The following is a 23,881-nucleotide window of genomic DNA, read 5'->3' as shown; positions in this document are numbered from 1 at the left end:
ACACCGCCACCGGGTTGCTGTCGAAGCCTTCGACCGGCCCCGGCGGCGGGCCGCCCGGGGCCGATCACAGTGGGATCCTCAGGGAGCGGGCGTGAACTTGGTCGCGGCGGGCGCCGCCGCGGCCTCCTTCACCACCTTCATGCCGCCCGGGACGCCCGCGTCGGGCTTGAGGATCACGCTCTGCCGGGTGGAGGGCGCCTTCGGGTCCGAGAAGTCGTGGGTGATGCCGAAGCCGTTGTCGTAGGACTTCAGGCTCAGCAGCGCCGCGCGGATGCCCTCCCGGGTCAGGTCCTTGTCGGCGCAGGCCTTCTTGAGCACCTCGCCGAACAGGGCGCCGGCGGTGAAGCCGGCCACCACGCCGTTGTCGAGCCCGGAGTCCGGGTACTCCGCCTTGTACGCGGCGGCCAGCGCGGCCGGGGCCGCCTCCGTGGAGCCGATCGGCAGGGCCGAGGAGGCGACGTAGTAGTCCTTCTGCAGGGCCGCACCGGCCGGGGTGGCCAACAACTGCGGGGCGAAGGCCGAGTTGTTGCCGACGATCGGCACGTTCCAGCCGCCCGCCGCGGCCACCCCGACGAGCGAGGCGGCCTGTCGGGGTCCGGCGCTGATCACCACGGCCTTGACCCCGGCCTGCTTGAGCGCGGCGACCTGGGCCGTCATGTCGTTGTCGGTCGGCTTGATCTTCTGCTCGACGACGGTCAACCCGGCCTCCGCGGCCACGGCCTTGGCCCCGGTCAGCGCGTTCTCGCCGTAGTCGCCCTCGAAGTACACGTGCCCGATCCTGTCGCCCGAGGCGATCCGCTTCTGGTCCAGCAGGAAGCCGACGGCGTTGATGGTCTCCACGTCGTACGTCGCGCCCACCGTACGGATGTACGGGCTGCCCAGCAGTGAGGCGGACCAGGCCTGCGGGATGACCAGGCCCTTGTCCCTGCCGTCGATCCGCTCCTTGACCGCGGAGACGAAGGGGGAGCCGATGAACTGGGTGAAGCCCAGCACCAGGGGCTCCAGTTCGGTGTAGGAGGCGAGGGCCTTCTGGGGGTCGTAGCCGTGGTCGCGTACCGTCAGCTCGACGCTGCGGCCGCAGATGCCGCCGGCGGCGTTGGTCTGCTTCGCCCACAACTGCTGGGCCTGGGTGACGCTCTTGCCGAGGGACGCGTAGACGCCCGTCATGTCGGTGAGCGAGCCGAGTCGGATGGTCGTGTCGTTCACCCCTGCCCCGGCCTTGACCCCGCCCGCAGCCGGCTTGTCCCCGGCGGTGCCCGCGGCGGGCTTGGCCTTGCCGCTGCACCCGGCGGCGCCGGTCAGGACGAGCGCGGCCGCCAGGGCCGCCGCAGAGAGCCTTCTTCTGTTCACGTTCGCTCCTTCGGGGGTGTGGTGCGGTTCCGGACGGTCCGGGTGATGCCCGTGAGGCCGCCGGGCAGGAACAGGACGACCGCGACGACCGCCGCGCCGTAGAGGTAGCGGGAGGCCTCGCCCGGTGACACCCCGCCCGTTCCGGGCGCGGACACCAGCGGGAGGGCGTCGCTGTAGCGGGTGAGCAGTTGGGGCAGCAGGGAGACGAAGACGGCGCCGACGACGGCGCCCCGGACGGTACCCAGGCCGCCGATCACGATCATGGCCAGGTACTCCAGGGACAGGACCATGCCGAAGTAGTCGGGCACGGCGCGCTGGAAGACGAGGGCGAGCAGGACGCCGGCGAGCCCCGCGTACATGGACGACAGTACGAAGACGGCGGCCCGGTACCGGGCGACCGCCACCCCCATCACCCCCGCCGCGATGCTGTGGTCGCGCAGGGCGTTCATGGCCCGGCCGGGCCGTCCCCGCAGGACCCCGCGCGCGAACAGGGCGCCGCCGAGGAGGGCGGCCAGGGCCACGTACCAGAGCTTTTCAGCGGAGTGGAAGGGGACGGAGGCGATGACGGTCTCGGCGTCGTCGAAGGTGAATCCGAACAGGGACAGCGGCTCCACGGCACGCCCGTTGAAGCCACCGGTGAGGCTGGTCGCGTTGAACAGCAGGTGCTGGCCGATGAAGATCAGCGCGAGGGTGGCGATGCCGAGGTACGCCCCGCGCAGCCGGCCGGCGATGGGACTGAAGAGACCGCCCGCAGCCCCGGCGAGGACGACGGCCAGGACCGCGGCGAGCCAACCGGGCAGGCCCAGGCCGACCGGCGCGTGGCCGCCGGCCGTGCCACCGTCCCCGGCGAGCGCGCAGTACCCGTACGCGCCGACGGCGAGGAAGAAGGCGTGGCCCATCGACAGCTGCCCGGTGGCCCCGGTGAGCAGGTTGAGCCCGATGGCGCCGATGGCCGCGGCGATCGCGAACAGCCCGGCCTGCAGCCAGAACCGGTCGAGGTAGAACGGCAGCGCGAGGAGCACCAGGCCCGCGGCTGCCGCCGACACGGTTCGGACGCTCGCCCCTCGTGGCCGGCCGCCCGCCCGGGCGGCGGTGGCGGCCCCGGTGCGCCGCACGGCGCTGCGGGTGTCAGACACGGGCGAGCTCCTTCGTGCCGAGGAGTCCGGCGGGGCGGACCAGCAGGACCGCGACCATCACCAGGTACGGAGCGAGGTCGCCGATGCCGCGACCCAGGAAGGCCAACTGGCCCTGGTAGCCCGTCGCGAGCGCCTCGGTGACTCCGACGATCAGACCGCCCGCCAACGCGCCCGACGTGGAGTCGAGGCCCCCGAGGATCGCGGCCGGAAAGGCCTTGAGCGCGGCGAGGGAGGTGGCCCGCTCCAGACCGGGGGTGGGGAAGACCGTCAGGAAGAGCGCGGCCACGGCGGCGAGGGCCCCGGCCACGGCCCAGGCCGCGAGCGAGACCCGACCGAGCCGTACGCCCATCAGCGCGGCCGTCTCGGGCCGCTCGGCGGCGGCGCGCATCGCCACGCCCCAGGAGGTGTGGCGGAACACGAGCATGAAGACCGTGATCAGCAGGCCGGCGGCGAGGATCGCGGCGATCCTCGTCTGGGGCACCGTGACCGGGCCGAGGTGGACGACGCGATCGCCCCACGGATCGCCGAGCGAGAGCACGTCCGTGCCGATGCGCCGGGTGAGGTCGGTGATGAGGAGGATGTCGACGCCGATGGTGACGATGGCCAGCACGCTCTGGTCCTGGCCGCGGTAGCGCCGCATCACCAGGAACTCGATCGCCGCCCCCACCGCCGCCGCCGCCAGGACGCCGGTCAGAAGGGCGCCCCAGAATCCGAGTTCCTCGTGCAGCGTCGCGGTGACGTACCCACCCGCCAGCAGCAGGGAGGCGTGCGCGAAATTGACCACCTCGGTCGCCTTGAAGATGACCACGAAGCCGAGGGCGATCAGGGCGTAGACCGAGCCCATGGAGAGCCCGCCGAGGAGCAGTTCGAGGAAAGTGGTCATGCGGCCGGTTCCTCCTCTCCGAGGTACGCGCGGACCACCGCGGGATCGTTTTGCACCTGCGCGGGAGTTCCGCCGCCGATGCGCCTGCCGAAGTCGAGTACGGTCACCGCGTCCGCGAGCCGCATCACCACCCCCATGTCGTGTTCGACCAGCACGATCGAGATGCCGAGGCCGTCCCGGACACCCGCGATGACGGCCGCCGTGCGGTGCCTCTCGTCCGCCGTCATGCCGGCGACGGGCTCGTCGAGGAGCAGCAGCCGGGGCTCCATGCACAGCGCCCGGGCCAGTTCGACGAGCTTCTGCTTCCCGTACGGGAGGGAACCCGCGGGCGCGGCCAGGTCCCCTTCCAGTCCGACGAACTCGGCTATCTCCCCGACCCGTTCGCGGTGCCGGCGCTCCTCGCGGGCGGCGGCGGGCAGCCGCAGGCCCGCGGCCAGGAACCCCGACCGCATCAGCCGGTGGCGGCCCAGGAGGAGGCTGTCGGCGACGGTGGTGTGCGGGGGCAGGGCCAGGTTCTGGAAGGTACGGGCGATGCCGAGGTCCGCGACGGCGTGCGGGGGAAGGCCCGTGAGCTCGGCGTCGCCGAACCGGACGCTGCCGGCGGAAGCCCGGTACACCCCGGACAGCACGTTGAAGCAGGTGGACTTGCCCGCCCCGTTGGGCCCGATGACGGCGTGGACGCTGCCGGGTTCCACCGTGAAGGACACGGAGTCGAGCGCGGTCAGGCCGGAGAAGCGGACGGTGACGTCGGTGACGGTCAGCGGCGGGGGAGCGGACGGGGGCCCGCTCACGCCGACCACCTGCCCAGCTCCCGCCGCTCTCCGGCGGGAGCCGGTACGGAGCCGCCCCCGTCGGTGATGCCGAGGTAGCGGCGCCGCACCTCGTCCGAGGCGGCCAGCTCGGCGGCCGGGCCGTCGAGGGTCACCTCGCCGACCTCCATCACGTACGCGTGGGAGGAGAGGCGCAACGCCAGTGCGGCGTTCTGTTCGACGAGGAGGACCGAGGCGCCCGAGGCGTTGATCTCGGTGATGGTCTCGGCGATGGTGGCGGCCATCCTGGGCGCCAGCCCGAGGGTGGGTTCGTCGAGCAGCAGCAGGCGGGGGCGGGCCATCAGCGCGCGTCCCAGGGCGAGCATCTGCTGCTCGCCGCCGGAGAGCAGCCCGGCGCGCTGCCGCGCCCGCCGGCCCAGCACCGGGAACAGCTCGTGGACCCGGGCGAGGGAGCGGGCGGTGTCCGCCCGGGATCCCGCGCGGCCGCCCAGGGCCCCGGCGCGCAGGTTGTCCGCGACGGTCATCCGGGTGAACACCTGCCGCCCCTCGGGGACCTGCACCACTCCCGCGGCGACGACCCGGTCCGGACCGAGCCCGTCCAGCGGCCTGCCGTCGAAGCTGATGCTCCCGCCCGTCACGGCGCCGCGGTGGAACCCGAGCGACCGGGACACCGCGCGCAGCAGCGTCGACTTCCCCGCGCCGTTGCCGCCGAGCACGACGACCACCGCGCCGGCCGGCACGTCGAGCGACACCGAGCGCAGGGCCCGGACCGGCCCGTAGCCGACGGACAGCGCGCGCACCTCCAGCGAACCCACGTCCTCCTCCTTCCTCCGGACAGTCCCCGACAGGGCCTTCGAAAGGGCCTCCGACGGGCCCTGGCAGGGCCCCTTGGAGAGCTTTGGAAGAGCCTTGGAAGGCCCTGCGTACGGCCTGTGTGCTGGCGCACACCCCAACACCGGCCCGGGGCACCCGTCCACGCCCGGATGCGGAATCGCTGCCGATGACCAGCCGGAACCGGAACGCGTTGTGCACCGGCACAGACCTGGCGCGCGCGCTCCTGACGGCGGCGGAGGCGGATGACATCCTCGGCGGCCATGGGCGGACGCAGAACGCGCACGGAAGAGGAATGGTCGGTCCTGCTGTCGGCGGCGGACGTGTTGATCGCCGACATCCCCGGACTCACCGACCACCTCATCGAGGACCTGGCGAAGCACTCGCCGCTGTTCGACCTGGCCGTCCCGCGTGACGAGCACTGGCAACAGGTCAGCGAGGCCATGCACTACGGGATCGAGGCCTTCGCCGCCCGCCGGTCCGCCCCGCGCAAGGACCTGGCGTACGCCGAGGAGTTGGGCCGCCGGCGCGCCGAGCAGGGGCTGCCGCTGGACCTCCTGCTCTACGCGTACCGCAGGGCGGGGCGGCTCACCTGGGACGCGCTGTTGGACATCGTCACCGAGAAGGAACCGGAGGCCCTGCCGGTACTGGCCCGCGCGGCCGGGGCCATGTGGGCGGGCATCGAACAGCAGGCGACCGCGACCGCCGAGGCGTACCGCACCACGGAGGTGGAGATGCGCCGGCGCAGCGACGAGCGGGTGCAGGCCCTCCTGGACGCCCTGCTGGAGGGGGACGCCGCACCGGCCCTGGCCGCCCAGGTGGCACTCGCCCTGGACCTGCCCGAACAGGGACGGTACGTGGTGGTGGTGTTGCCTGCCGACCGGGGCGAATCGGTGCACCGGGTGGCGGCGGCGAACGGGATGCGGCTGTTCTGGCGGATGCGCACCGAGCGGGAACTGGCCGTGGTGGCGTTGGGCGACTCCTCGCCGGCCGACCTCGCGGTGGAGCTGGCGGACCGCTGTCCCGGACCGGGCGGCATCAGCCCGGTGGTGGACGGACTGACCGAACTGGGCCGGGCCCGTCGCCTGGCCGAGACGGCGCTGCGCACCTGCGGCCAGGAGGAACGGGTACTGGTGCAGTTGGCCGACCGACTGCCCACCGCGCTGGTGGTGCGCCAGCCCGAACTCTCGGCGGAACTCGTCCACGCGGTCCTCGGCCCCCTGCTGGACCTGGATCCGGCGGACCGGGCGATGCTGCTGGAGACCCTCGACGCCTGGCTGGCCGCGGAGGGCTCGGCGGGCCGCGCGGCGAGCCGGCTGTACTGCCACCGCAACACGGTCTTCAACCGCCTGCGCCGGCTGGAGCACCTGACCTCGAAGTCCCTCTCCCGCCCCCGCGACCTGATCGCCCTGACGCTGGCGCGGGACGCGTACCGCCTGTCGGGCGGCTGACCGCACGGACGGCGACCCCGTCGTGAGGCGGCATTACGCCGGGAACGCCCGCCGGGCCCCCCCTACCGGGGCAGTTCGGGCGGGCCCCGCCCGGCCCCCGCCCGGGCGTCTCGACCAGAAGGTCGTCGGCGGCGAGGAAGGCGGCTGCGTCGGGGCGGCTGAGCCGCGCATCGATCAGGTGGGTCAGTGGGTCATGTGACGCACCACGACGGTCGGGCCGCCTATCGTGGGACGCATGCGGCTCCTCCTGACCTCGGACACCCATCTGCCGGCGCGTGCCGCTTCGCTCCCGGAACCCCTCGTGGCGGCCGTCGACGACGCTGACGTCATCATCCACGCGGGGGACTGGATCGACGAGGCCACCCTCGATCTGTTGGGCTCCAGGGCCCGGCGGCTCATCGGGGTGTACGGCAACAACGACGGCCCGGACCTGCGCCGCAGACTCCCGGAGGTCGCCCGTGCCGAGCTGGGAGGAGTGCGCTTCGCGGTCGTGCACGAGACGGGAGCCGCCGCGGGGCGGGAGAGGCGCTGCGCCGCGCGATTCCCCGATGTGGACGTCTTGGTGTTCGGCCACAGCCACATCCCGTGGGACACCACGGTCGGAGGCTTGCGCCTGCTCAACCCGGGCTCGCCCACGGACCGCAGGCGCCAACCGTTCTGCTCGTTCATGACGCTGACCGCGGCGGGCGCGAGGGTGGACGACGTGACACTCCACCGCCTCCCCCCGCGGCGCTGAGCTGCGGGGGATCGGGAGCCGTGCGCGTCAGCGAGTCACTCGGCCCGCTGCTCGGCAGTCGCGTCCCGTCGCCGCCCATCGCTCGTCTCCTTCGCGTACGCCGCCAGGACACGGCGACCGACGGCTCCCGGGAACCCGGGGATCAGCAGCGCGCCGTACAGGCCGAGAACCCCCTCCCCGAAACGGCGTTCGACGGGGAGCACCCGTGTCGGGCCCGCGCACACGTGGGGCCGGCAGGGCCGGTTCCCGCGGTTGACCGCGGTGTCGCGGAAGTTGCCTTCGGCGACGGCCACGGCCTCAGGATCGATTTCGCTCCGGCGGGAGGCGCGGGTGACGTGGTCAGGGACCGGCGGTCAGGCTTCCGTCGATCCTGCCGCTGTCCTCGGAGGTGGCGTTCAGTGCCACGATGACCATGCTGCCCGTGTCGTTCCGCCGGAGGGTCACGCCGCTCGCGAAGCCCCTGTCGCCGTGCTGGAACGCGCCGGGCCTGACCGACGGGTCGTTTCCACTTCGGCCTGGCCCGCGACAATTTGTTGGGGACATGATGGATGCCGCTAGGGTGCCTTGATCACCGCCCCAGGTGACCGAACCGACTTCTCCAAGGGGACCCATCGTGGCCACTCCACCACCGCAGCAGGGCTCGGTCCCGCCGCACCAGCACAACCCGTACGCCCAGCAGGGCAACCAGGGCAATCCGTACGCCCAGCAGCAGCCCGGCCGTGGCAACCCGTACGCCCAGCAGCCGCAGCAGCCGGCGGGGCACGGCAATCCGTACGCGCAGCAGCAGCCCGGCGCCGCCCCGCAGCAGCCCGCCGGCCACGGGAACCCGTTCGCCGCGGGCCTGCCCCAGCAGGGCGGCCCCGGCTGTCGGCTGTGCGGGGCGCAGCCGGCGGCGCAGGCGACCGTCCGAGGTCACCAGGGCATGGTCGTGATGATGCGCTCGTTGAGCGTGCAGGGTCCGTTCTGCCGTGATTGCGGGACCGCGACCGTCCGGAACATGTCCGCGAAGACGCTCTGGCAGGGCTGGTGGGCGCCGATGTCCCTGCTGCTCACCCCGATCACCGTGCTGCGCAACCTCGGGCCGAGGTCGACGTTCGCCGCGCTCGCGGCCCCGCAGGGCGGCTTCCGTCCGCCGCTGGACCCGGGCAAGCAGGTGCGGCGGCGGCCGGAAGCGCTGGTCGTCTCGGTGCCGATGGCTCTGTCCCTGCTCTTCTACGCGACGTTCATCGTCATCGCCGTGGCCACCGGCTGACCGGCGTCCGACCGATACGACCGGGCCCCCGCGGGCCAGGGTAGGCCGCGATGGTCCAAGGATGCCGAGCGCGGACGCGATGACCGGATTCGATCCGTTAGCGTGCCCTGCATGTCAGTGAACATCGAATTCAGTCTCCGGGTGTCGAACATCGCCGACGAGGCGCAGGCTCAGGCGATCGTCGGGGAGCTCAGGGAGTTGCTGAGGGACGAGAGCATCGCCGACCAGGTTCGGGTGGCGGTGGAGAGTGAGGGCGGTGTCCTGCTCGTCGTCGCGGAGACCGATTTCCCGCTCATCGTGAGCCGCTCCTACCTGTGGTGCCCGAAATTCGAGGAGTCCGTCGCCTGGTACGTGAAGGAGGCGGCGCCGGCGGCGACGGTGGTGCTGGATTGGAACCATCCCGACGAGCAGTCATGACGGCCCGAGCCGACCGCCCGGGGGGAGCAGTGAGGCCGGTTGTCGCCGGTCGGTGAACCTGAACAGTCGTCCCCTGCTCTCCGGTCGGGTCGGCCACGGAGCTTCGCCCGTGACCGCGCGCCGGTACTTCCACCTCGGCCGTCCCCGGTGCTTCCACCTCGGCCGTCCGTCACGAGGTGACGCCGGTGGGGTCAGGCTTCGTGGCGGGCTCGGGTCTCCCGAGCGGTCCGGCGCTTGAGGGCGCGTCGTTCGTCTTCGGTCAGGCCGCCGCACACACCCATGTCCTGGCCCCCTTCGAGGGCCCACTGGAGGCATTCGCTCAGGACCGGGCAGCGTCGGCATACGGCCTTCGCCTCCTCGATCTGGAGCAGGGCCGGGCCGCTGGTGCCGATGGGGAAGAACAGGTCCGGGTCTGCCTGTCGGCAGGCGGCCTGGTGACGCCAGTCCATCGTCGTGCCTCCGTTCGCGTTGCCGGGTTGCTTCTCCATCCGCCTGGCCGATATCGCCGGGTCCATGCAGAACATCGCCAGGTTCTTCTCCGCCCTCCCCTTTCCCGACAGCTGACTTTCCCGGCGGCTGAGCACGGTCTCGTTTAGTGCGGGCCTGTGGGGTAGGCGGGTCGCATGTTCAGGCATCGACGTGTGCGTACGGCTGTTGTACTCGTGATCAGCTGGGTGGTGTTGACCGGTGTGGAGCGCTGGGGCGAGGACGCGTCCTGGTCGAAGTCCGTGTTCAGCGGGCTGCTGTGGGCGGTCGTGGTAACCGGTGCCTGGTGGTTCGCCGAATGGACGCAGACGAGCCGGCGCCGAGGCACGCCCAGTCGGAGTTCCGCCGTGCGTCAGCCGGGACCGGTATCAGGCGGCGCAGAGGACCAACCTCCGCCGATGGCTCGACGGCGGTCCCGACGATGAGCCGGCCCGCGAGCGGCGATCCGACCTCACCCCCGAATCTGCCCGCTGCCCGCGGCACCAGTGTGAATACCTCGGCCGGGGAGTCTCCGCGCTGAGGCCAGGGTGCCCGCCCCGCGCACGTCATCCGGTGGACCGCCCGAAGGCATGACACCGGGTGCGAGGGCGGATGGTGTCCTTGAGGGTGCGCGACCCGCACCCTCACAGGAGGAACCATGAGCACCGTCATCAGCGGAACCGCCACCGGCCCGGGAAAGGGCGTCGAAGACCTCACTCTGACCCCGTTGCCGCAGTGGCAGACGATGGCCGAGGCCGTCCTGCGCAAGGACGCCTGCGGCGCCCTGTGCATCCACGCCTGCTTCACACGCGCCCGGTTCGTGCCCCCTCGGCACCGCCCGGCATAGCCGCCGCCTTTCGCGCCCGGGCCGCCGAGGCCCGGGCGCTGTGGTGAGGAGGTGAGCCCCTGAGCGGGGGCTGGTCGGGCGCCCCCGTGGCCAAGGGATCGTGCTTCACGCTTCGTCGCCACGAGGGGGAGGCCCGAAGCCGGAACGCAGGACCATTGCGTGCCGGCGCCGTCAGGTGCCGCGCCGACGAGGGGCGGCGGCGCTACCTCGTGGGGGCCGCCCGCTGACCGGGCATCGGCCGGAGTTCCTGCCGGAATTGGCTGGCAGGTGCATGACGGGTCGGCGGTGTGCGGGGCTACCTTCTTAGGGCTCCGGAGGGGCGGCTGTCCGAACGCGCGGGCAACAGGCGGGCGGTGGCGGCGTCTCCAGCGCCCCGGCTCCGCCGAGGGGCCGGGTCCCCCACGCGTGAAGGAACTCCACCATGTCTCTGGGCATCTGGCTGAAAGCCGGCACCTCCGCCGCCGCGCTGGTCCTCGCGGCGGCAACCGCCGCGACCGCGGCACCCACGCCCGTACCGGACGCCACCGCAGCGGTGGTGACGCTCCGTTACGACGACAGTCGGGCCGGCGGCTGGGAAGCGGCCATCGCGGCCGGGGTCGCTTCCTGGAACGCGAACGTCAGCAACGTACGGCTGGTGGAGGCCGCGCCCGGGGTCCGGGCGGAGATCGTCATCGTGGCGACCACCGGTTGGCCGCAGGCCAACCTCGGCCCGGTCCGTCCGGGGCGACAGGTGCGGGTCGAACTCGGTTCGCAGGCCGTGAGTCAGGGGTACGACAAGACGCGCATCGCCGCGCACGAACTGGGCCACAGCCTGGGCCTGCCGGACACCAAGCCGGGGCCGTGTTCCCAGCTGATGTCCGGATCCAGCGCCGGGACGGCCTGCGTCAACGCCGTGCCCAACGCGACGGAGCGCTCCCGCGTGCAGAACGCGTACGCGAACGGGCTCGCGGCAGCCGTGCCGACCGACGGCCGGGTACTCATCGACGCCCCCTGACCTTCGGGTTCGGTGGGTGGGCCGGTGCGGGCGCTTGGCCGGGAGGGGACTCCCGGACGGCGGCCGTGCCGGTCCACCGGCCGGCGCGGGGTCGGCCGCGTCGACGTGGCTCAGTACCACGAGCGCGTGTGCGTCGAGGGTCGCCGGCACGGCGGTCACCAGCACGACGGAGCGCGCGCCCCCGGTCGCCGCACCCTCCGTGTCGGCCGCCGGCCGACCCCGTTCACCCCTCGGATCGGCGTGGCAGAGGGCCTACTTGGATTCGACTCGGCCTGCCGGGTGGGGTGCGACCGTCAATGCCTCGTGGGTGGTCTGCCAGGTGTTGTCGCCGGGGTGGAGCCGGGTGCGGAGGTAGGCCGCGGTGAGTTGGGCGAGGGCGGCGACCCGCTCGGGGTTTTCGTCGGTTGTCTCGGCGGCGTCGTATCCGGCGATCCCGCCGAGTCCGTGCTCCGCGTCGAACAGGGTGAGCAGGGTTTTGGGACCGGGCGCCAGGGTGTAGGGGTCGGCGTGCCAGTCCGGGCCCATGTCCGTGAAGTGCCGGGGGTCGTCCTTGTCGCCGGTGACGACCAGCGTCGGTGCGGTCATGGTGGAGAAGTCGACGGCCCCGATGATCGGCCACTGCTCGGCCATGGGTCCGTTGAAGACGTCGCCGCCCCTGCCGGGCGGGGCGAGCAGTACGCCCGCCTTGATGCGCGGATCGTGGAGGTGCACCAGATCCCCGGTGTCGGGGTCGGTGAGTCCGGCGCCCAGCAGGAGGGCGGCGGTGAAGCCGCCGAACGAGTGTCCGGCGAGGGCGACTTTGGTGGGGTCGATCCGCCCGGCGAACTGCGGCACGGCGTTCTCGATCACCTCGAGCCGGTCGAGTATGTGGGTCATGTCCATGGCGCGCGAGCGCCAGAAGTCGGGTGCGCCGGGGGCGTCCGCGACCAGGGCGGTCAGTGTCCTGGAGGTGAGGTGGGTGGGCTGGATGACGACGAATCCGTGCGCCGCCCAGAAGTTGGCGAGTGGCGCGTACCCGTTGAGTGACGAGAGGTTGTTCGAAGGGCCGTGGCCGTGGGAGAGGAGGATGACGGGGAGGCCGGTGCCGGTCAAGGGTGCGGAGACGCGCACCTGGAGATCCACGGGACGTCCGGGCACGGACAGGATTACGGGGCTGAGGGACAGGACCGGGACGGGCTCGCCCAAGGCGCCGGCGGTGGTGGCGGTGCTGGTGGATGTGCTCACGGTGGGGGTTCCCTTTCGGTGGCGCCCGTCGCCCGCCGGTTCTCCTGTCGTCGGCGGGCGGGCAAGGCGGTCAGGGGTGTCCCGTTTCGGCTAAACTGAAACGGAACGCTGCTCCATTTAGTATCCGGAGCGCTGCTCCGTTTTGTCAATCGGTGTCGAAGGGGAACGTGATGGCCACCGAGGGTCCCGCAGTGGATTCGTCGTCCCGCAGCAAGCGGGCCGACGCTCAGCGCAACCGGGAGACGGTGCTCACTGCCGCGGCCGAGGTGTTCGTCACCTCCGGCGTCGACGCGCCGATCCGCCGCATCGCGGCCCAGGCGGGCGTCGGGATGGCGACGATCTACCGCCACTTCCCGACCCGGGCGGACCTCGTCACCGCCGTGTACCAGCACCAGATCGAGGCCTGCGCCGAAGCCGGCCCGAACCTGCTGGCCGGCGCAGATTCCCCGCTCGACGCACTGCGCCAATGGATCGACCTCTTCGTCGACTTCCTGGTCACCAAGCACGGCCTCGCCGACGCCCTCCAATCCGACGACGACCGCTTCGCCGCGCTGCACGCGTACTTCCTCGACCGCCTGCTGCCCGTCTGCGCCCACCTGCTCGACGCCGCGGTCGAGGCCGGCGACATCAGGCCCGGCACGCAGCCCTACGAGCTGATGCGCGGCATCGGCAACCTCTGCATCGGTCGCGACGACGACCCCCGCTACGACCCGCGACGCCTGGTCGCCCTCCTCCTCCAGGGGCTCCAGCGCGCCCAGGCCACCTGACGACCGCCCGCCGCCGTCCACCCGCCGCAGAACCCGGACGCCTTCCCCGAGGGGAGTCGAGTTGATCTGCGCACAGGCGTGCCCGAGGCGGACGCTCCCTCCGCGGGTGCTCCATGGGGTCCCGGACGCACCGTCCGCGCGGCCGTCGTGACGGCGTTGCTGCTCGGCGCGAACGACGATCGGTCCGGCGGCGTAGCCGCCCTGCGGCTCGCCGGGGCGCGTATCACCGGCCGTCTCGACCTGTCCGGGGCGGAGATCCGCCACACGTTCTCGCTGGTGGGCTGCCGGCTGGACGAGGCGGTGCGGCTGCACGGGACCACGACCCGGACGATCGAGATCACGGACAGCCGGGTTCCGGGGATCGATGCCGAACTCGCACGGATCGAGGGCGACCTGGATCTGAGGCGGTCGAGTGTCGAAGGCGGCTACGGCGTCACCGGCGGACGAAGGCGGAGCCCCGGTCAGGGGCGAGGCGGCCCGTCGCCTGGCGTGGGTCCGCCGGAATCCCGGATATGCGCCGCAGCCGTACGAGCAACTCACGGGCTGGTACCGGCGGATCGGCCACGACGACGCCCGCCGCGTGCTCCTGGCAAAACAGCGTCACCGACGCCTGACCCTGTCCCTGCCGGCACGGGCGTGGGGGCACCTGCTCGACGTGACCGTGGGCTACGGCTACCGGCCCTGGTTGGCGGGTGTCCGGCTCCTGACGTTGACGCTGCTGGGCACCCCGGTCTTCGGTACCGACACTCCGACCTCGGTGAAGCCGGGCGAAGGGCTCCACCCGTACCCGCATGCGGGCCCGGTCGGCACGGCGCATCGTTCTCAACCCGGATCCGCGCCGGACGGCATGGGGCGCCCACGCCATCAGTGGGCGGTCCAGCCGCCGTCGACCGGCAGTACCGCACCCGTGAGGTAGGACGCCGCCGGGCTCGCCAGTAGGACCGCCGCGCCGACGAGTTCGTCGGGTTCGGCCCAGCGCCCCATGGGGACTTGGTGGTCGAGGAACTCCCGGACACGCGGGTCGTCGTCAACGCCTTCGTTCAGCGGTGTGCGGAAGGGACCGGGAGCCAGCGCGTTGACGCAGATGCCGGTGCCCGCGAGTTCGACCCCGAGGCTTCGGGTGAGCTGGACCACCGCGCCCTTGCTGGCTGCGTAGCCCGCCCGGCCTGCGGCGCCGACCAGTCCGAGAGCGCTGGCCAGGGTGACGATGCGGCCGTACCCGGCCCGCCGCATCGTGGGCACAACAGCTTGGCACGCGAGGAACGTTCCGACGACGTTGACGTCCAGGCAGCGCCGCAGCGTGGCGGCGTCGAGCGCCCCGAGGTCGCCCCGGGCCTGGATTCCGGCACTGGTCACGAGCACGTCCAGGCGGCCGTACCGGTTGACGATGTCCTGGACGAGATCGTGGACCGCACCCTCCGCGGTCACGTCGCAGGACGCACCCTCGGCGCTGCTGCCGGTCCGGGCGGCTATCTCGGCGGCCGCCCGCCCGCATGCCTCCAGCCGTCGCCCGGCGACCACCACTGTGGATCCCGCGGAGGCCAGTCCCAGCGCGATCGCCCGGCCGAGCCCGGTCGAGCCGCCGGTGACCAGGGCCACTTGCCCGGTCAGATCGGTTCCCCGGCCGGCGGTGCCTCTGGTCATGACCCGACGGGGAGCAGGAGCCCGCCCGTGAGCCGGAGGAGTTCATCAGCGGTCGTGGGGAAGACCGTGCGGGGAGTCCCGGCGGCAGCCCACAGCCGGGGGTAGTCCGTCAGGGCCGCGTCGACCACGGTGGGAAGCGGCCGGGGGTGGCCGACCGGAGCCACGCCCCCGATCGCCTGCCCGGTGGCCTGGCGAACCTGTTCCGGGGTGGCGCGCCGGAGGTCGCCGCGTCCCCACCGGGCAGCTACTGCTGTGGTGTCCACCTTGTGCCGGCCGCTGGTCAGAACCAGAACGGGCTCATCGTCGGAGATGAACACGAGGCTGTTGGCGATAGCGCCCACCTCGCATCCCAGGGCATCGGCGGCATCGGCGGCCGTGCGCGTCGAGTCCGTCAGCTCGCGCACCCGGCCCTCGATGCCGGCCGCAGCGAGGATGCGTGCCACCTCCATGCTGCGAACGGGCAGGGGCGTGTCTTCCCGGGGTGCCATGTATCTCCCTCGTACAGCGTTGCGCAGCCGTCGTTCCGTATACGGAACGTTCTGTATGTGGAACGATAGGGCCCTCGGGGTTTTGGATCAACCGGCCCTCGGAGACGAGAAGGGTCACCATGGATCTGGCTGCCAGTGTCGGCTCGCGCTTGCGGGAGTTGCGCGAGGCGCAGGGCATATCGCTGTCCGAGCTGGCGCGCAGGTCCAAGATCGGCAAAGGAACGCTCTCCGAACTGGAGAGCGGCCGACGCAACCCCACTCTGGAAACCCTCTACGCTCTCACCACGGCGCTGGGGGTGCCGCTGAGCACCGCTCTGCATGGTCTCGCGTCTCCCGCCAAGATCTCCGGCCACGCCGTCGACGCCGTCCTCGTCGAGCGGTTCGAGGCCGAAGCCTGCGTCACGGAGACCTACCGCATTCGTATCCGCTCCGGAGCGACGCAGGAGTCCGCCGCCCATTCCCCCGGCACGACGGAGCACGTCATCGTCCTCGCCGGCATCGCGCGCGTCGGTGGACTCGCCGACACCGCCCTGATCGGCCCTGGCATGCACGGCAGTTGGGCTGCTGACGTCCCGCACCTGTATCAGGCGCCCGAAGGGGACGTCGAGGCCCTGCTGATCGTGCGCTACCCGCGGTGACGCACCGCCGCCGCCTCCGCCGCCTCCGCCGAAGCGGAGCGCTCCGGCGGCTCCGTCCAGCGGTCCGTCAGGAGCGGTCGAGGGCCCTGGCGAGGAAGCGTCGCGTGGCCGGCTCCTTCGGCGCGGTGAGGACCTGTTCCGGCGTTCCCTGTTCCACGATCACGCCGTCCTCGAGGAAGCAGACATGGTCCGCGACCTGGCGGGCGAAGTCCATCTCGTGCGTGGCCATGAGGATGGTCAGGCCCCGCAGCTTGAGGTCCGCGACGACGTCCAGGACCTCCCCCACCAGTTCGGGGTCGAGCGCGGAGGTGATCTCGTCGAAGAGCAGCACTTCCGGTTCGGTGGCCAGCGCGCGGGCGATGGCGGCGCGCTGTTGCTGGCCGCCCGACATCCGGTCGGGGTGCTCGTGCGCCTTGTCCGCGAGCCCGAGCCGTGCCAGCAGTTCAAGGGCCGAGGCTTCGGCCCGTTTGCGGGGGACGCCGTGGACCTGGCGCGGGGCGAGGGTGATGTTGTCGAGCACGCTCAGGTGCGGGAAGAGGTTGTAGGCCTGGAAGACGATGCCGATCCGCCGGCGCGCGACATCGGGATCCAGCCGGGGGTCGGTCAGTTCGGTGTCACCCAGGTGGATGGTGCCGTCGTCGATGACGTCCAGCAGGTCCACGCACCGCAGCAGCGTCGACTTGCCCGAGCCGGAGCCGCCGATGAGGCAGACCACCTGGTGTTCGGCGACGTCCAGATCGATGTGGCGCAGCACGAGCCGGGACCCGTACTGCTTGCGTACGCCGCGGATGCGCAGCAGCGGTCGGCTCATCGGCGACCCGCCTCCGCCCAGGTGCGCTGCGCCGCCCGGCGCTGGAGCCGGTCGGCGAAGCGCGTCAGCGGAATGGTCACGGCGATGAACAAGAGAGCGGCTCCCAGGTACGGGGTGTAGTTGAAGTCGTAGTCCGCCTTGATCTGGGCGGCCCGCAGCACTTCCAGCGGACCGAGGACCGCGACGAGCGCGGTGTCCTTCTGCAGCGCGATGAAGTCGTTGAGCAGAGGCGGCACCACGTTGCGCACGGCCTGGGGCAGCACCACGTGGCGCAGGGTCTGGCGTTCGTTGAGGCCGAGCGCCCGCGCCGCGTTCCGCTGCGCGGGGTGCACCGAGTTCAGCCCGGCCCGCAGGACCTCGGCGACGTAGGCGGCGTAGGAGAGGACCAGGGCGATCACGCCGAGCACCCAGGGCTGCGAGGGGGTGCCCTGCAACTCCAGGGCCGGCAGTCCGAATCCGACGAGGAAGATGAGCAGCAGGGTCGGGACGCCGCGGAAGACGTCGACGTAGACCGTCGCGGCGAGCCGCAGCGGCTGCAGACCGGGGGCGCGGGTCACGCGTACAAGGGCGATCAGCAAGCCCAGGACGAGGATCAGCACCTCGGCGACGATGAACATCTGGATGTTCAGCCAGAAGCCGCGCAGGAGTTCGGGGAACGCCTCGCGGAGTTCGGCGCCGTCGAGGAACAGGCTGTCGACGCGCTCCCAGCCCGGCGAGGCGACGGCTGCCGCAGCCAGTGCCACCAGGCCCAGGATGGTGCAGCCGGTGGAAATCCAGCGGTGGCGGCGGTTGCGGGAGCGGCGGAACCGCTGCCGCTCCACCTCGTGGTCACTGGGCCGGTAGGTGTCGTCGGGGGCCGGGGTGCGGGGCGCGTCCGGGGCGTCGTCCGGCTGTTGGGCCGTTGCCTCCGGGGCGGGCCCGGCCGTTTTCCTGAGGTTCACGGTCGGCCCGCTACGGCTTCAGCTCGGGAACGTTCGCCGAGGCGGACAGCCATTGCGTGGTGAGCTTGGCGATCGTGCCGTCGGCCTTGAGGGCCTCCAGGGCCTGGTTGACGCAGGCGGTGTAGCCGCTGTCCTTCGGGAGGAGCAGCCCGAACTCTTCGGGAGTGCCGCCGGCGTACCCGAACTGGCCGATGATCTTGGCGTTGTCGAGTTCGGCCCCGGCGAGGTAGAAGACGGTGGGCAGGTCGGTGACGATCGCGTCGATCTGCCCGTTCTTGAGCGCGTTGACCTCGTCCTTGGTGGTGTTGAAGACGCTCGGCCGGTTGGAGGGCTTGAGCTGGTCGAGGACCGCCTGGTAGCTGGTGGTCGCCACCTGCACACCGATGCGCGCGTCCTTGAGACCCTCCAGGGACGTGGCGCCCGCGAATTTCGAGTCGCCCACGGTCAGGATCGCCTGGTTGGCCGTGTAGTACGGGGTGGAGAAATCGACAGCCTTCGCCCGCTCCGGGGTGACCGATATCTGGTTGATGTCGAAATCGAAGGACTTCGCTCCGGGGGCATAGGAATGAGCGAAGGGCTCGATTACCCATTGCACCTTGTCGGGACCGAAACCCAGCTTTCCGGCCACGGCGTAGGCCACCGCGCTTTCGAATCCCTTTCCGTTGGAGGGCGTGTTGTCCTCGAACCAGGGTTCGTACGCGGGTGAATCCGTGGCGATGGTCAGCCGACCGCGCTTGTGCAGGGCCGGACTGTCGGTGGTGCAGGTGGGAGCCGCGGAACCGCCCGCCTGGGGGGTGCTTTTCGGCTGCGGGGCGCAGGCCGCCGCCACGAGCACGAGGGCGGTGGCGGCGGAAGCCGCGAGGGCTATTCGGGTACGGGACATCGAGAAGTCCTTCAGAAAGAGTCCGGGAAAGGTACGGAAAAGAGAAACCGGTGCCGTGCGTGTTCAGCGACACAGATCGGCGGCACAGCGCACGTTGTCCACGTGGCGGCGGCGTACCAGCAGGAGAGTTCCGGACATGGATTCAGCATTCCGGTTCGCGGTGACCCGAGTCAATCTCAGCAGGCCCCCGACGAGTAACGCATTGATAACATGTCAGCTGGTGAGACGGAAAACCTGGTCGCCCTCGACGAGACCGAATACCTGGGCTGCGGAACCGCCCCGCACGACGAGTTCGGCGAAACCGATCCCTGAGCTGCCGACCGTGATCCCCGGCTCGCCGAGCGGAACGTCGGGCAGCCGGTCGTAACAGCGCACCCGGACGTCGCGTCCCTGCTGCCGGTTGTGGACGAGGATGCTCTTCGCGTCGCCGTATCCGGGGAGGTCGGCGGCGGGCCGGTCCAGCTTGCAGTTCCCGAAGTTGTCCACGACCGCGACCCGTACGTTCTGCGCGACCGGTGCGGACACCTCGGCCGGCTGCGCGGGCACCGGCCGGCCGTCGGCCAGCCAGCGGGCGAGCAGCGGGGCGTACCACAGGCTCCGGAACTGGGTCCGGACCATCTCCTCGACCTGGTCGGGCGTCAGGTCGGCCCAGTCGGCGGACGCGGCCTCCAACACCGTACGCACGTCGGTGACCTGTACCCGTGTCAGGCCGAGGTAGGAGGCCAGCGGTGCGAGCACCCGCGGGTTCAGGGTGCTGACGACCAGGTGATCGCCGTGGCGGAAGTAGCAGAACGGCACGCCGTTGGGCCAGTGTCCGTCCCTCGGGGCGATGTTGACGAGCACCACCACGGGCTGGGTCGGCCCGCCGACGAGATCGGTGGACCGGAGCAGGTCGAGCAGAGTGAGGGCGGCGGCGCCCTCCGGGTCCGCCCCGCCCAGCGGCAGGACGGTCGGAGTGGATCCGAAGAGGGTGGCGATCCGGGTGGACTGCCGTGCCAGGGCGTTGGGGTCGGCACAGTCGGTGAGGGAGATGACGGGTAGAAGGGTCATAGCGGGTTCTTCACCTTCGGGATGGCAAGGGCAGGAGTGAGGGGTGGCCCCGGGGGCGGTGCCGACCGGCCCCGGGGCAACAAAAAAGGACCCTCCGTTTCCGGAGGGTCCGTCGCATCGTGTGCGCACACGGCTTCGCTAGCGAAGCGCCTCCGAAGGTGGGGGCATCATTCGCATCATGGCGAGGGTGGTGGTGTGCTGCATGGACGGGATGCTAGCACCGCCCACGGACCGTGCCGATTCCTGTCCACGGAGCGAAACGGCGCAGGTCGGCCGCCCACGGGGCGACGAGGTAAGGGCGGTCGGGGCGACAGTCGATACGGTGGCCGACGCGTTCGAGCAGGCCCGCCGCGCCGCCCGCCGCCGAGGCTCCGCGCGTGCCCGTTCGGGCCGGGGGACGAGCGGCGTCACGCTCCCATGGCCGACCGGCTTCTCGTCACGGCACCGCACTGGCCGCGTACCCCAACGACTGGGCCTCAGCCCCACCACCGTGAGCCAGCGCTTCGGAGTCCTGCACCGCGCGGGACTGGTCACCCGGGCCCGCCAGGGACACCTCGTTATCCACCTGCACAGCCCCCTCGGCGACCAATTGACGGTGTGACGTGCGCTCAGCCCAACACGCGGATTCACCACGACGATGGCGCGGGGCCCAGGAACCGGAGGCGGCGACGGCGCGGTCGCGGACCGGGATCAGGGTGCCGTCCACGATCCACGACCGGTCGCCATCGGCGGCGGGCCGCGGCCGGGGTGCCGCGGAGGCACGTGCCAAAACCACTTGGCGCCCACCGCGACCACTGCTACTTTTCCCGAGGCCGTGCGAGAGATCGAGGAGGTGGTACCCGTGAACGCAGTATCGACATGGGTGCTCCCCTCCGGGGTCACGGTCGGACGATAGTCAGGTCGTCCGGGAGCGCCGTTGGTGAGCACTCCCGAAAGGCACGACCCATGCACTTCACCTCTGAACAGCGTCTCGACGGCGGTGTCCTTGAGCGCGAATTCACCCTCGGTGAGATCCCCGGCATCCTGTGGACGCCCGAACCCGCGCCCGCATCGGCGCCGCTGATCCTGATCGGCCACCCTCCGCTCGGGTTGCGCAAGATGTACCCGCGGCTGGCGGGGGGAGCCCGGTACTACGCGGCGCAGTACGGCTTCGCCGCAGCCACCATCGAGCTGCCCGGGAGCGGTGAACGGCCCCGTTGGGCCGCCGCCGAGCAGGCCCGCGCCGACCTGCGGCGGGCGATGGAGGCCGGCCGGCCGGTGGGCGACGAGATCGTGGACGCCCTCATCCTCCCGCTGGTCGAAAGGGCGGTCCCGGAATGGCGGGCCGCCCTGGACTCCCTCCTGTCGATGCCCGGGATCGACGGCCCGGTCGGGTACGAGGGGGGAGTGATCTCCGTGGGCGTCCGCCTCGCGGTCGTCGAACCCCGCATTGTGGCCGCCGGCTTCTTCGCCGGGAGCCTCGTGCCCGCCACTATGTTCGAGGAGGCCCGCCGGGTCACCATTCCGCTGCACGTCCTGCTGCAGTGGGACGACGAGGGGAACGACCGGCAGGCGGCCCTGAACCTGTTCGACGCCTTCGGCTCACGGGAGAAGACCCTGCACGCCAATCTCGGCGGGCACACCGGCGTCCCGCAGTTCGAACTCGAAGCCGGAGCCCGGTTCTTCGCCCGGCACCTGAAGTGAGACGGCCCTGAGCGGCCGGCGCCGCCACATCGGCCGACCTGGCCGGCCGGGCGCCGGTCCCATCCGTCCTGCGGCCCCGAACCCAGCGCATGGGTTCGGGGCCGCAGTACGTGCCCGGTCAGCAGCCTGACGGCCCATGACGGGGCACGAACGCGTACCGGCCGGTCCAGCCCGAGCCATCCGGAGCGCCCCGGTCGCGCTGGAGGTGGCAGATCGCCGACGGCGTCGATTTCAGCCCGTCCGGGGAAGCAGCGGGCGGGATTCGAAATCACTCAGGGCCGGCGTGGCCAGCAGGCCGACATGGTGAGGGCCCTCTAGTCTTTTCCCGCCCGGCCTGCGCGACGGGCCGAAGGACGGCCTTGGAACTCCGAACCAGAATCAGCGCAGACTTGATCGGTCGTCAGGAGCGCTGCCGTGGTCCCCGTGGAGAAACGGTCCGTGCCGGACGGACCCGGTCGCAGTCGTGAGACGGCGATGCTGGTGCTCCTGTCCTTCGCCATGCTGATCGTCTCGCTCGATCAGTACATCGTGGTCGTGGCGCTACCCGACATCGCACGCGACCTCGGCTACTCCGCCCGAACGCTCCAGTCGGTCATCAGCGCCTACGCCGTGGCCTCGGCGGGCTTCCTCCTGCTCGGTGGGCGTGCCGCGGACCTGCTCGGCCGGCGCCGCATCCTGGCCACGGGTCTCGCGCTCTACGCCGGGGCGGCGTTCGTGGGAGGACTCGCGACCGGCCCCGGAACACTGCTCGTCGCCCGGGCGGTCCAAGGCCTCGGAGGAGCCCTCGTCTTCCCCACCACCCTGGCCCTCATCAACACCACCTTCGCCGAAGGCCGGCCCCGTAACCGCGCATTGGGGATCTGGGGAGGGTCGGGCGCGGCAGGGCTCGTCATCGGGGTGCTGCTCGGCGGCCTCCTGACACAGGCGTTCGGCTGGGAAGCGGTCTTCTTCGTCAACGTCGCGCTGGCCGGCCCCGCGCTGCTCCTCGCCTTCGTGGTGATCCCCCGGGACGGCGAACGCGAGAAGGGACGAAAGTTCGACCTGCCCGGCGCGCTCAGCATCTCCCTCGGCGTCACCCTCATCGTGTTCGCCCTCGTGCAGGGCCCCGGATGGGGCTGGTTCTCGCCGGGCATCCTGGGGAGCGCGGCAGCAGGTCTCCTGCTGATCGGAGCCTTCGCCGTCATCGAGCGGCGCAGCTCCGACCCGCTCATGCCGCCCCGGCTGCTCTCCAACCCCAACCTGGTGACCGGAGTCGTCATCGCCTTCATGTTCATGGCGACCTTCGGCTCCGTGCTCTACTTCCTGTCCATCTACTTCCAGGAGGTGTTGGGCTACGACGCCTTGCAGACCGGCGCGGGATTCCTCATCCCCACAGCCGTGGTGGTGGCCGGTTCGACCGTCGCGGGCCGCCTCGTGACGCGCTTCGGTCTCAGGCGCACGCTGGCCGGAGCCCTCGCCGTCGGTGGGCTCGGCGCGGTCGCGCTCGGCTTCGCGATCTCGCCCGACGGCACGTATGCCGAACTCGTCCCCGGCCTCGTGGTGCTCAGCGCCGGCGACGGGGTCGTCTTCACCGCCATGTTCATCGCCGCCGCCACCGCGATCCCCGACCGACAGCAAGGCATCGCCTCGGGTATCGCCTCCACCGGTTCGGGCACGGGCGCAGCCGTGGGCCTCGCCCTCCTCGTCCTGGTGGCGACGGCGGATCTCGACGGCCTCTCGGGGGAACGGCTCCGCATCGCCACCGCCGACGGCATCAGCACGACGCTCTTCGTCGTGGCGGGCGGTATCGCCCTGACCTTCCTCGTCGCCGTGACCCGATGCCCGACGCCCACCGAACCGCTCCCCACCCCCGTGCCGTACCAGACCCGCCGCTGCTGACGGCGCGGCCCGCCGGTTCGTCGCACAGCGGCAGGTCGCCGCGACGGAGCGCGATGAAGCCCCGATGGATCCACTGGGATCCGCCGGCGGATGAGCTCGATCGGGCCCGGGGCTACGTGTCGAGGGCCCGGCGCAGGGGGAGGAAGGCACGTACGGTCTTGCCACCCTCGGAGGTGGGCGTGACGACGGTGGCCAGGGCGAGGTCGTTGACCATGTGCCAGCCGAATCCGCCGGTGCCGCCGACGAAGTCGGGGGCGCGCAGGTGGGGCATCAGCGGGCTGGGATCCTCGACGGTGACCTCGATGCAGCCGGGGTGGGCGGTCAGGCGCAGGGTGTAGGCGCCGCCACCGTGGCGTAGGGCATTGGTCACGAGTTCGGAGACGACCAGGAGGACACCGTCGGCGCCGTCCTGGTCGATGATCGGTTCCCGGAGCGATCCGAGGAAGGTGCGGGCGGTCCGGCGGGCGTCGGCGACCGGAGGGTGAAGAGTGGTGCGTTCGGCGGTCATGGCGGTCATCGCGCGCTCCGGTCTGTAGTGAGTGTCCGGCGGTGCCTGACCGGTCGTGTGCCCGGCCGCGGTCCGTTCAACCCGGGCAGCGATGACCCGGCCCACCCACGTGCCGGAGGGGAGCACCGCCCGTGACCGGCACCCGGCGGCGTGGCGCGCACGTACGGCCGGTGGAGGGGGACGATGGGATGGCGGTGAGCACAGGAGCCGGGTCACGGCCCCGGCCTGCCAGGG

Annotated in this window: 25 protein-coding genes and 1 pseudogene; 10 read left to right on the top strand and 16 right to left on the bottom strand. The window is 71.7% G+C overall.

What is annotated here, in order from left to right; translation table 11 throughout:
- Positions 1-78: 78 nt before the first annotated feature.
- Genes ACFY0I_RS35645 through ACFY0I_RS35625 form a run of 5 tightly spaced genes read right to left on the bottom strand, consistent with a single transcriptional unit; the run spans position 79 to position 4,954 of the window.
- Complete coding sequence (locus ACFY0I_RS35645; protein ID WP_388903684.1) at positions 79-1,350, bottom strand: ABC transporter substrate-binding protein; 1,272 nt, start codon at positions 1,348-1,350, stop codon at positions 79-81.
- Complete coding sequence (locus ACFY0I_RS35640) at positions 1,347-2,486, bottom strand: branched-chain amino acid ABC transporter permease (RefSeq protein WP_388903683.1); 1,140 nt, start codon at positions 2,484-2,486, stop codon at positions 1,347-1,349. Before ACFY0I_RS35640 ends, ACFY0I_RS35645 begins: the two co-directional genes overlap by 4 nt.
- Entirely contained in the window at positions 2,479-3,369 is an 891-nt protein-coding gene (locus ACFY0I_RS35635) for a branched-chain amino acid ABC transporter permease (protein ID WP_388903682.1), read from the bottom strand. Before ACFY0I_RS35635 ends, ACFY0I_RS35640 begins: the two co-directional genes overlap by 8 nt.
- The gene (locus ACFY0I_RS35630) at positions 3,366-4,160 is read right to left on the bottom strand and encodes an ABC transporter ATP-binding protein (RefSeq protein ID WP_388903681.1); all 795 of its coding nucleotides are present in this window, start codon (positions 4,158-4,160) and stop codon (positions 3,366-3,368) included. Before ACFY0I_RS35630 ends, ACFY0I_RS35635 begins: the two co-directional genes overlap by 4 nt.
- Positions 4,157-4,954: an ABC transporter ATP-binding protein gene (locus ACFY0I_RS35625; protein WP_388903680.1), complete on the bottom strand. Its 798-nt coding sequence runs from the start codon at positions 4,952-4,954 to the stop codon at positions 4,157-4,159. The genes ACFY0I_RS35630 and ACFY0I_RS35625 overlap by 4 nt, the downstream gene beginning before the upstream one ends.
- Positions 4,955-5,233: 279 nt before the next feature.
- Here ACFY0I_RS35625 and ACFY0I_RS35620 point away from each other — a divergent pair, with 279 nt between their 5' ends.
- A complete protein-coding gene (locus ACFY0I_RS35620) occupies positions 5,234-6,421 on the top strand; it encodes a PucR family transcriptional regulator (RefSeq protein ID WP_388903679.1) in 1,188 nt (395 codons plus the stop codon).
- Between the two features lie 235 nt (positions 6,422-6,656).
- Positions 6,657-7,157, top strand: coding sequence for a metallophosphoesterase family protein (locus tag ACFY0I_RS35615; protein WP_388903677.1), 501 nt, complete (start codon positions 6,657-6,659; stop codon positions 7,155-7,157).
- 35 nt (positions 7,158-7,192) lie between these two features.
- Here ACFY0I_RS35615 and ACFY0I_RS35610 read toward each other — a convergent pair whose 3' ends face one another.
- Entirely contained in the window at positions 7,193-7,450 is a 258-nt protein-coding gene (locus tag ACFY0I_RS35610) for a hypothetical protein (protein WP_388903676.1), read from the bottom strand.
- Positions 7,451-7,770: 320 nt separating this feature from the next.
- Between ACFY0I_RS35610 and ACFY0I_RS35605 the strand changes: the two genes are divergently transcribed.
- Positions 7,771-8,409 carry a hypothetical protein gene (locus tag ACFY0I_RS35605; protein WP_388903674.1) on the top strand — a complete coding sequence of 213 codons (639 nt, stop codon included), beginning with the start codon at positions 7,771-7,773 and terminating at the stop codon, positions 8,407-8,409.
- Positions 8,410-8,520: 111 nt separating this feature from the next.
- Complete coding sequence (locus tag ACFY0I_RS35600; RefSeq protein ID WP_388903672.1) at positions 8,521-8,826, top strand: hypothetical protein; 306 nt, start codon at positions 8,521-8,523, stop codon at positions 8,824-8,826.
- A 191-nt stretch (positions 8,827-9,017) separates the two neighbouring features.
- Here the strand turns inward: ACFY0I_RS35600 and ACFY0I_RS35595 are convergent, their stop codons facing one another.
- On the bottom strand, positions 9,018-9,275 hold the full coding sequence (locus ACFY0I_RS35595) for a WhiB family transcriptional regulator (RefSeq protein ID WP_388903799.1): 258 nt from the start codon (positions 9,273-9,275) through the stop codon (positions 9,018-9,020).
- A 674-nt stretch (positions 9,276-9,949) separates the two neighbouring features.
- Here ACFY0I_RS35595 and ACFY0I_RS35590 point away from each other — a divergent pair.
- On the top strand, positions 9,950-10,138 hold the full coding sequence (locus ACFY0I_RS35590) for a hypothetical protein (protein WP_388903670.1): 189 nt from the start codon (positions 9,950-9,952) through the stop codon (positions 10,136-10,138).
- 421 nt (positions 10,139-10,559) lie between these two features.
- Positions 10,560-11,132, top strand: coding sequence for a snapalysin family zinc-dependent metalloprotease (locus tag ACFY0I_RS35585; protein WP_388903669.1), 573 nt, complete (start codon positions 10,560-10,562; stop codon positions 11,130-11,132).
- 252 nt (positions 11,133-11,384) lie between these two features.
- Here the strand turns inward: ACFY0I_RS35585 and ACFY0I_RS35580 are convergent, their stop codons facing one another.
- Complete coding sequence (locus ACFY0I_RS35580; protein WP_388903668.1) at positions 11,385-12,356, bottom strand: alpha/beta hydrolase family protein; 972 nt, start codon at positions 12,354-12,356, stop codon at positions 11,385-11,387.
- A 170-nt stretch (positions 12,357-12,526) separates the two neighbouring features.
- Between ACFY0I_RS35580 and ACFY0I_RS35575 the strand changes: the two genes are divergently transcribed.
- On the top strand, positions 12,527-13,123 hold the full coding sequence (locus ACFY0I_RS35575) for a TetR/AcrR family transcriptional regulator (protein WP_388903667.1): 597 nt from the start codon (positions 12,527-12,529) through the stop codon (positions 13,121-13,123).
- A gap of 864 nt (positions 13,124-13,987) precedes the next feature.
- Here ACFY0I_RS35575 and ACFY0I_RS35570 read toward each other — a convergent pair.
- The gene (locus ACFY0I_RS35570; RefSeq protein ID WP_388903664.1) at positions 13,988-14,767 is read right to left on the bottom strand and encodes an SDR family NAD(P)-dependent oxidoreductase; all 780 of its coding nucleotides are present in this window, start codon (positions 14,765-14,767) and stop codon (positions 13,988-13,990) included.
- The gene (locus ACFY0I_RS35565; protein WP_388903662.1) at positions 14,764-15,255 is read right to left on the bottom strand and encodes a YbaK/EbsC family protein; all 492 of its coding nucleotides are present in this window, start codon (positions 15,253-15,255) and stop codon (positions 14,764-14,766) included. Before ACFY0I_RS35565 ends, ACFY0I_RS35570 begins: the two co-directional genes overlap by 4 nt.
- Before the next feature lie 119 nt (positions 15,256-15,374).
- Between ACFY0I_RS35565 and ACFY0I_RS35560 the strand changes: the two genes are divergently transcribed.
- A complete protein-coding gene (locus tag ACFY0I_RS35560; protein ID WP_388903660.1) occupies positions 15,375-15,893 on the top strand; it encodes a helix-turn-helix domain-containing protein in 519 nt (172 codons plus the stop codon).
- A 67-nt stretch (positions 15,894-15,960) separates the two neighbouring features.
- On the opposite strand, the gene ACFY0I_RS35555 is transcribed toward ACFY0I_RS35560, so the two are convergent.
- The 5 genes and pseudogenes from ACFY0I_RS35555 to ACFY0I_RS35535 form a co-directional block, all read right to left on the bottom strand.
- A complete protein-coding gene (locus ACFY0I_RS35555; protein ID WP_388903657.1) occupies positions 15,961-16,704 on the bottom strand; it encodes an amino acid ABC transporter ATP-binding protein in 744 nt (247 codons plus the stop codon).
- A complete protein-coding gene (locus tag ACFY0I_RS35550; protein ID WP_388903797.1) occupies positions 16,701-17,525 on the bottom strand; it encodes an amino acid ABC transporter permease in 825 nt (274 codons plus the stop codon). Before ACFY0I_RS35550 ends, ACFY0I_RS35555 begins: the two co-directional genes overlap by 4 nt.
- A gap of 130 nt (positions 17,526-17,655) precedes the next feature.
- Complete coding sequence (locus ACFY0I_RS35545; RefSeq protein ID WP_388903655.1) at positions 17,656-18,528, bottom strand: ABC transporter substrate-binding protein; 873 nt, start codon at positions 18,526-18,528, stop codon at positions 17,656-17,658.
- 213 nt (positions 18,529-18,741) lie between these two features.
- Positions 18,742-19,578, bottom strand: coding sequence for an SAM hydroxide adenosyltransferase (locus ACFY0I_RS35540; protein ID WP_388903654.1), 837 nt, complete (start codon positions 19,576-19,578; stop codon positions 18,742-18,744).
- A 658-nt stretch (positions 19,579-20,236) separates the two neighbouring features.
- Positions 20,237-20,326, bottom strand: a pseudogene (locus ACFY0I_RS35535) (IS5/IS1182 family transposase); the annotation flags it as partial.
- A gap of 197 nt (positions 20,327-20,523) precedes the next feature.
- Between ACFY0I_RS35535 and ACFY0I_RS35530 the strand changes: the two are divergent.
- A complete protein-coding gene (locus tag ACFY0I_RS35530; RefSeq protein WP_388903653.1) occupies positions 20,524-21,261 on the top strand; it encodes an alpha/beta hydrolase in 738 nt (245 codons plus the stop codon).
- 438 nt (positions 21,262-21,699) lie between these two features.
- Positions 21,700-23,139, top strand: a complete 1,440-nt coding sequence (locus ACFY0I_RS35525; protein WP_388903650.1) for an MFS transporter — start codon at positions 21,700-21,702, stop codon at positions 23,137-23,139.
- Between the two features lie 112 nt (positions 23,140-23,251).
- Here ACFY0I_RS35525 and ACFY0I_RS35520 read toward each other — a convergent pair whose 3' ends face one another.
- Positions 23,252-23,656, bottom strand: a complete 405-nt coding sequence (locus ACFY0I_RS35520; protein ID WP_388903648.1) for an ATP-binding protein — start codon at positions 23,654-23,656, stop codon at positions 23,252-23,254.
- Positions 23,657-23,881 lie beyond the last annotated feature (225 nt).

It is taken from the genome of Streptomyces sp. NPDC001568 (assembly GCF_042893755.1).
Lineage (GTDB): Bacteria > Actinomycetota > Actinomycetes > Streptomycetales > Streptomycetaceae > Streptomyces.
This window is presented reverse-complemented; position numbering and strand designations above follow the sequence as displayed.

Coding starts and splice junctions, on each gene's coding strand:
- ACFY0I_RS35635 (WP_388903682.1), bottom strand. CDS start 3,369: ATGACCACTTTCCTCGAACTGCTCCTCGGCGGGCTCTCCATGGGCTCG.
- ACFY0I_RS35620 (WP_388903679.1), top strand. CDS start 5,234: ATGGGCGGACGCAGAACGCGCACGGAAGAGGAATGGTCGGTCCTGCTG.
- ACFY0I_RS35615 (WP_388903677.1), top strand. CDS start 6,657: ATGCGGCTCCTCCTGACCTCGGACACCCATCTGCCGGCGCGTGCCGCT.
- ACFY0I_RS35600 (WP_388903672.1), top strand. CDS start 8,521: ATGTCAGTGAACATCGAATTCAGTCTCCGGGTGTCGAACATCGCCGAC.
- ACFY0I_RS35595 (WP_388903799.1), bottom strand. CDS start 9,275: ATGGACTGGCGTCACCAGGCCGCCTGCCGACAGGCAGACCCGGACCTG.
- ACFY0I_RS35590 (WP_388903670.1), top strand. CDS start 9,950: ATGAGCACCGTCATCAGCGGAACCGCCACCGGCCCGGGAAAGGGCGTC.
- ACFY0I_RS35585 (WP_388903669.1), top strand. CDS start 10,560: ATGTCTCTGGGCATCTGGCTGAAAGCCGGCACCTCCGCCGCCGCGCTG.
- ACFY0I_RS35575 (WP_388903667.1), top strand. CDS start 12,527: ATGGCCACCGAGGGTCCCGCAGTGGATTCGTCGTCCCGCAGCAAGCGG.
- ACFY0I_RS35570 (WP_388903664.1), bottom strand. CDS start 14,767: ATGACCAGAGGCACCGCCGGCCGGGGAACCGATCTGACCGGGCAAGTG.
- ACFY0I_RS35565 (WP_388903662.1), bottom strand. CDS start 15,255: ATGGCACCCCGGGAAGACACGCCCCTGCCCGTTCGCAGCATGGAGGTG.
- ACFY0I_RS35560 (WP_388903660.1), top strand. CDS start 15,375: ATGGATCTGGCTGCCAGTGTCGGCTCGCGCTTGCGGGAGTTGCGCGAG.
- ACFY0I_RS35555 (WP_388903657.1), bottom strand. CDS start 16,704: ATGAGCCGACCGCTGCTGCGCATCCGCGGCGTACGCAAGCAGTACGGG.
- ACFY0I_RS35545 (WP_388903655.1), bottom strand. CDS start 18,528: ATGTCCCGTACCCGAATAGCCCTCGCGGCTTCCGCCGCCACCGCCCTC.
- ACFY0I_RS35540 (WP_388903654.1), bottom strand. CDS start 19,578: ATGACCCTTCTACCCGTCATCTCCCTCACCGACTGTGCCGACCCCAAC.
- ACFY0I_RS35530 (WP_388903653.1), top strand. CDS start 20,524: ATGCACTTCACCTCTGAACAGCGTCTCGACGGCGGTGTCCTTGAGCGC.
- ACFY0I_RS35520 (WP_388903648.1), bottom strand. CDS start 23,656: ATGACCGCCATGACCGCCGAACGCACCACTCTTCACCCTCCGGTCGCC.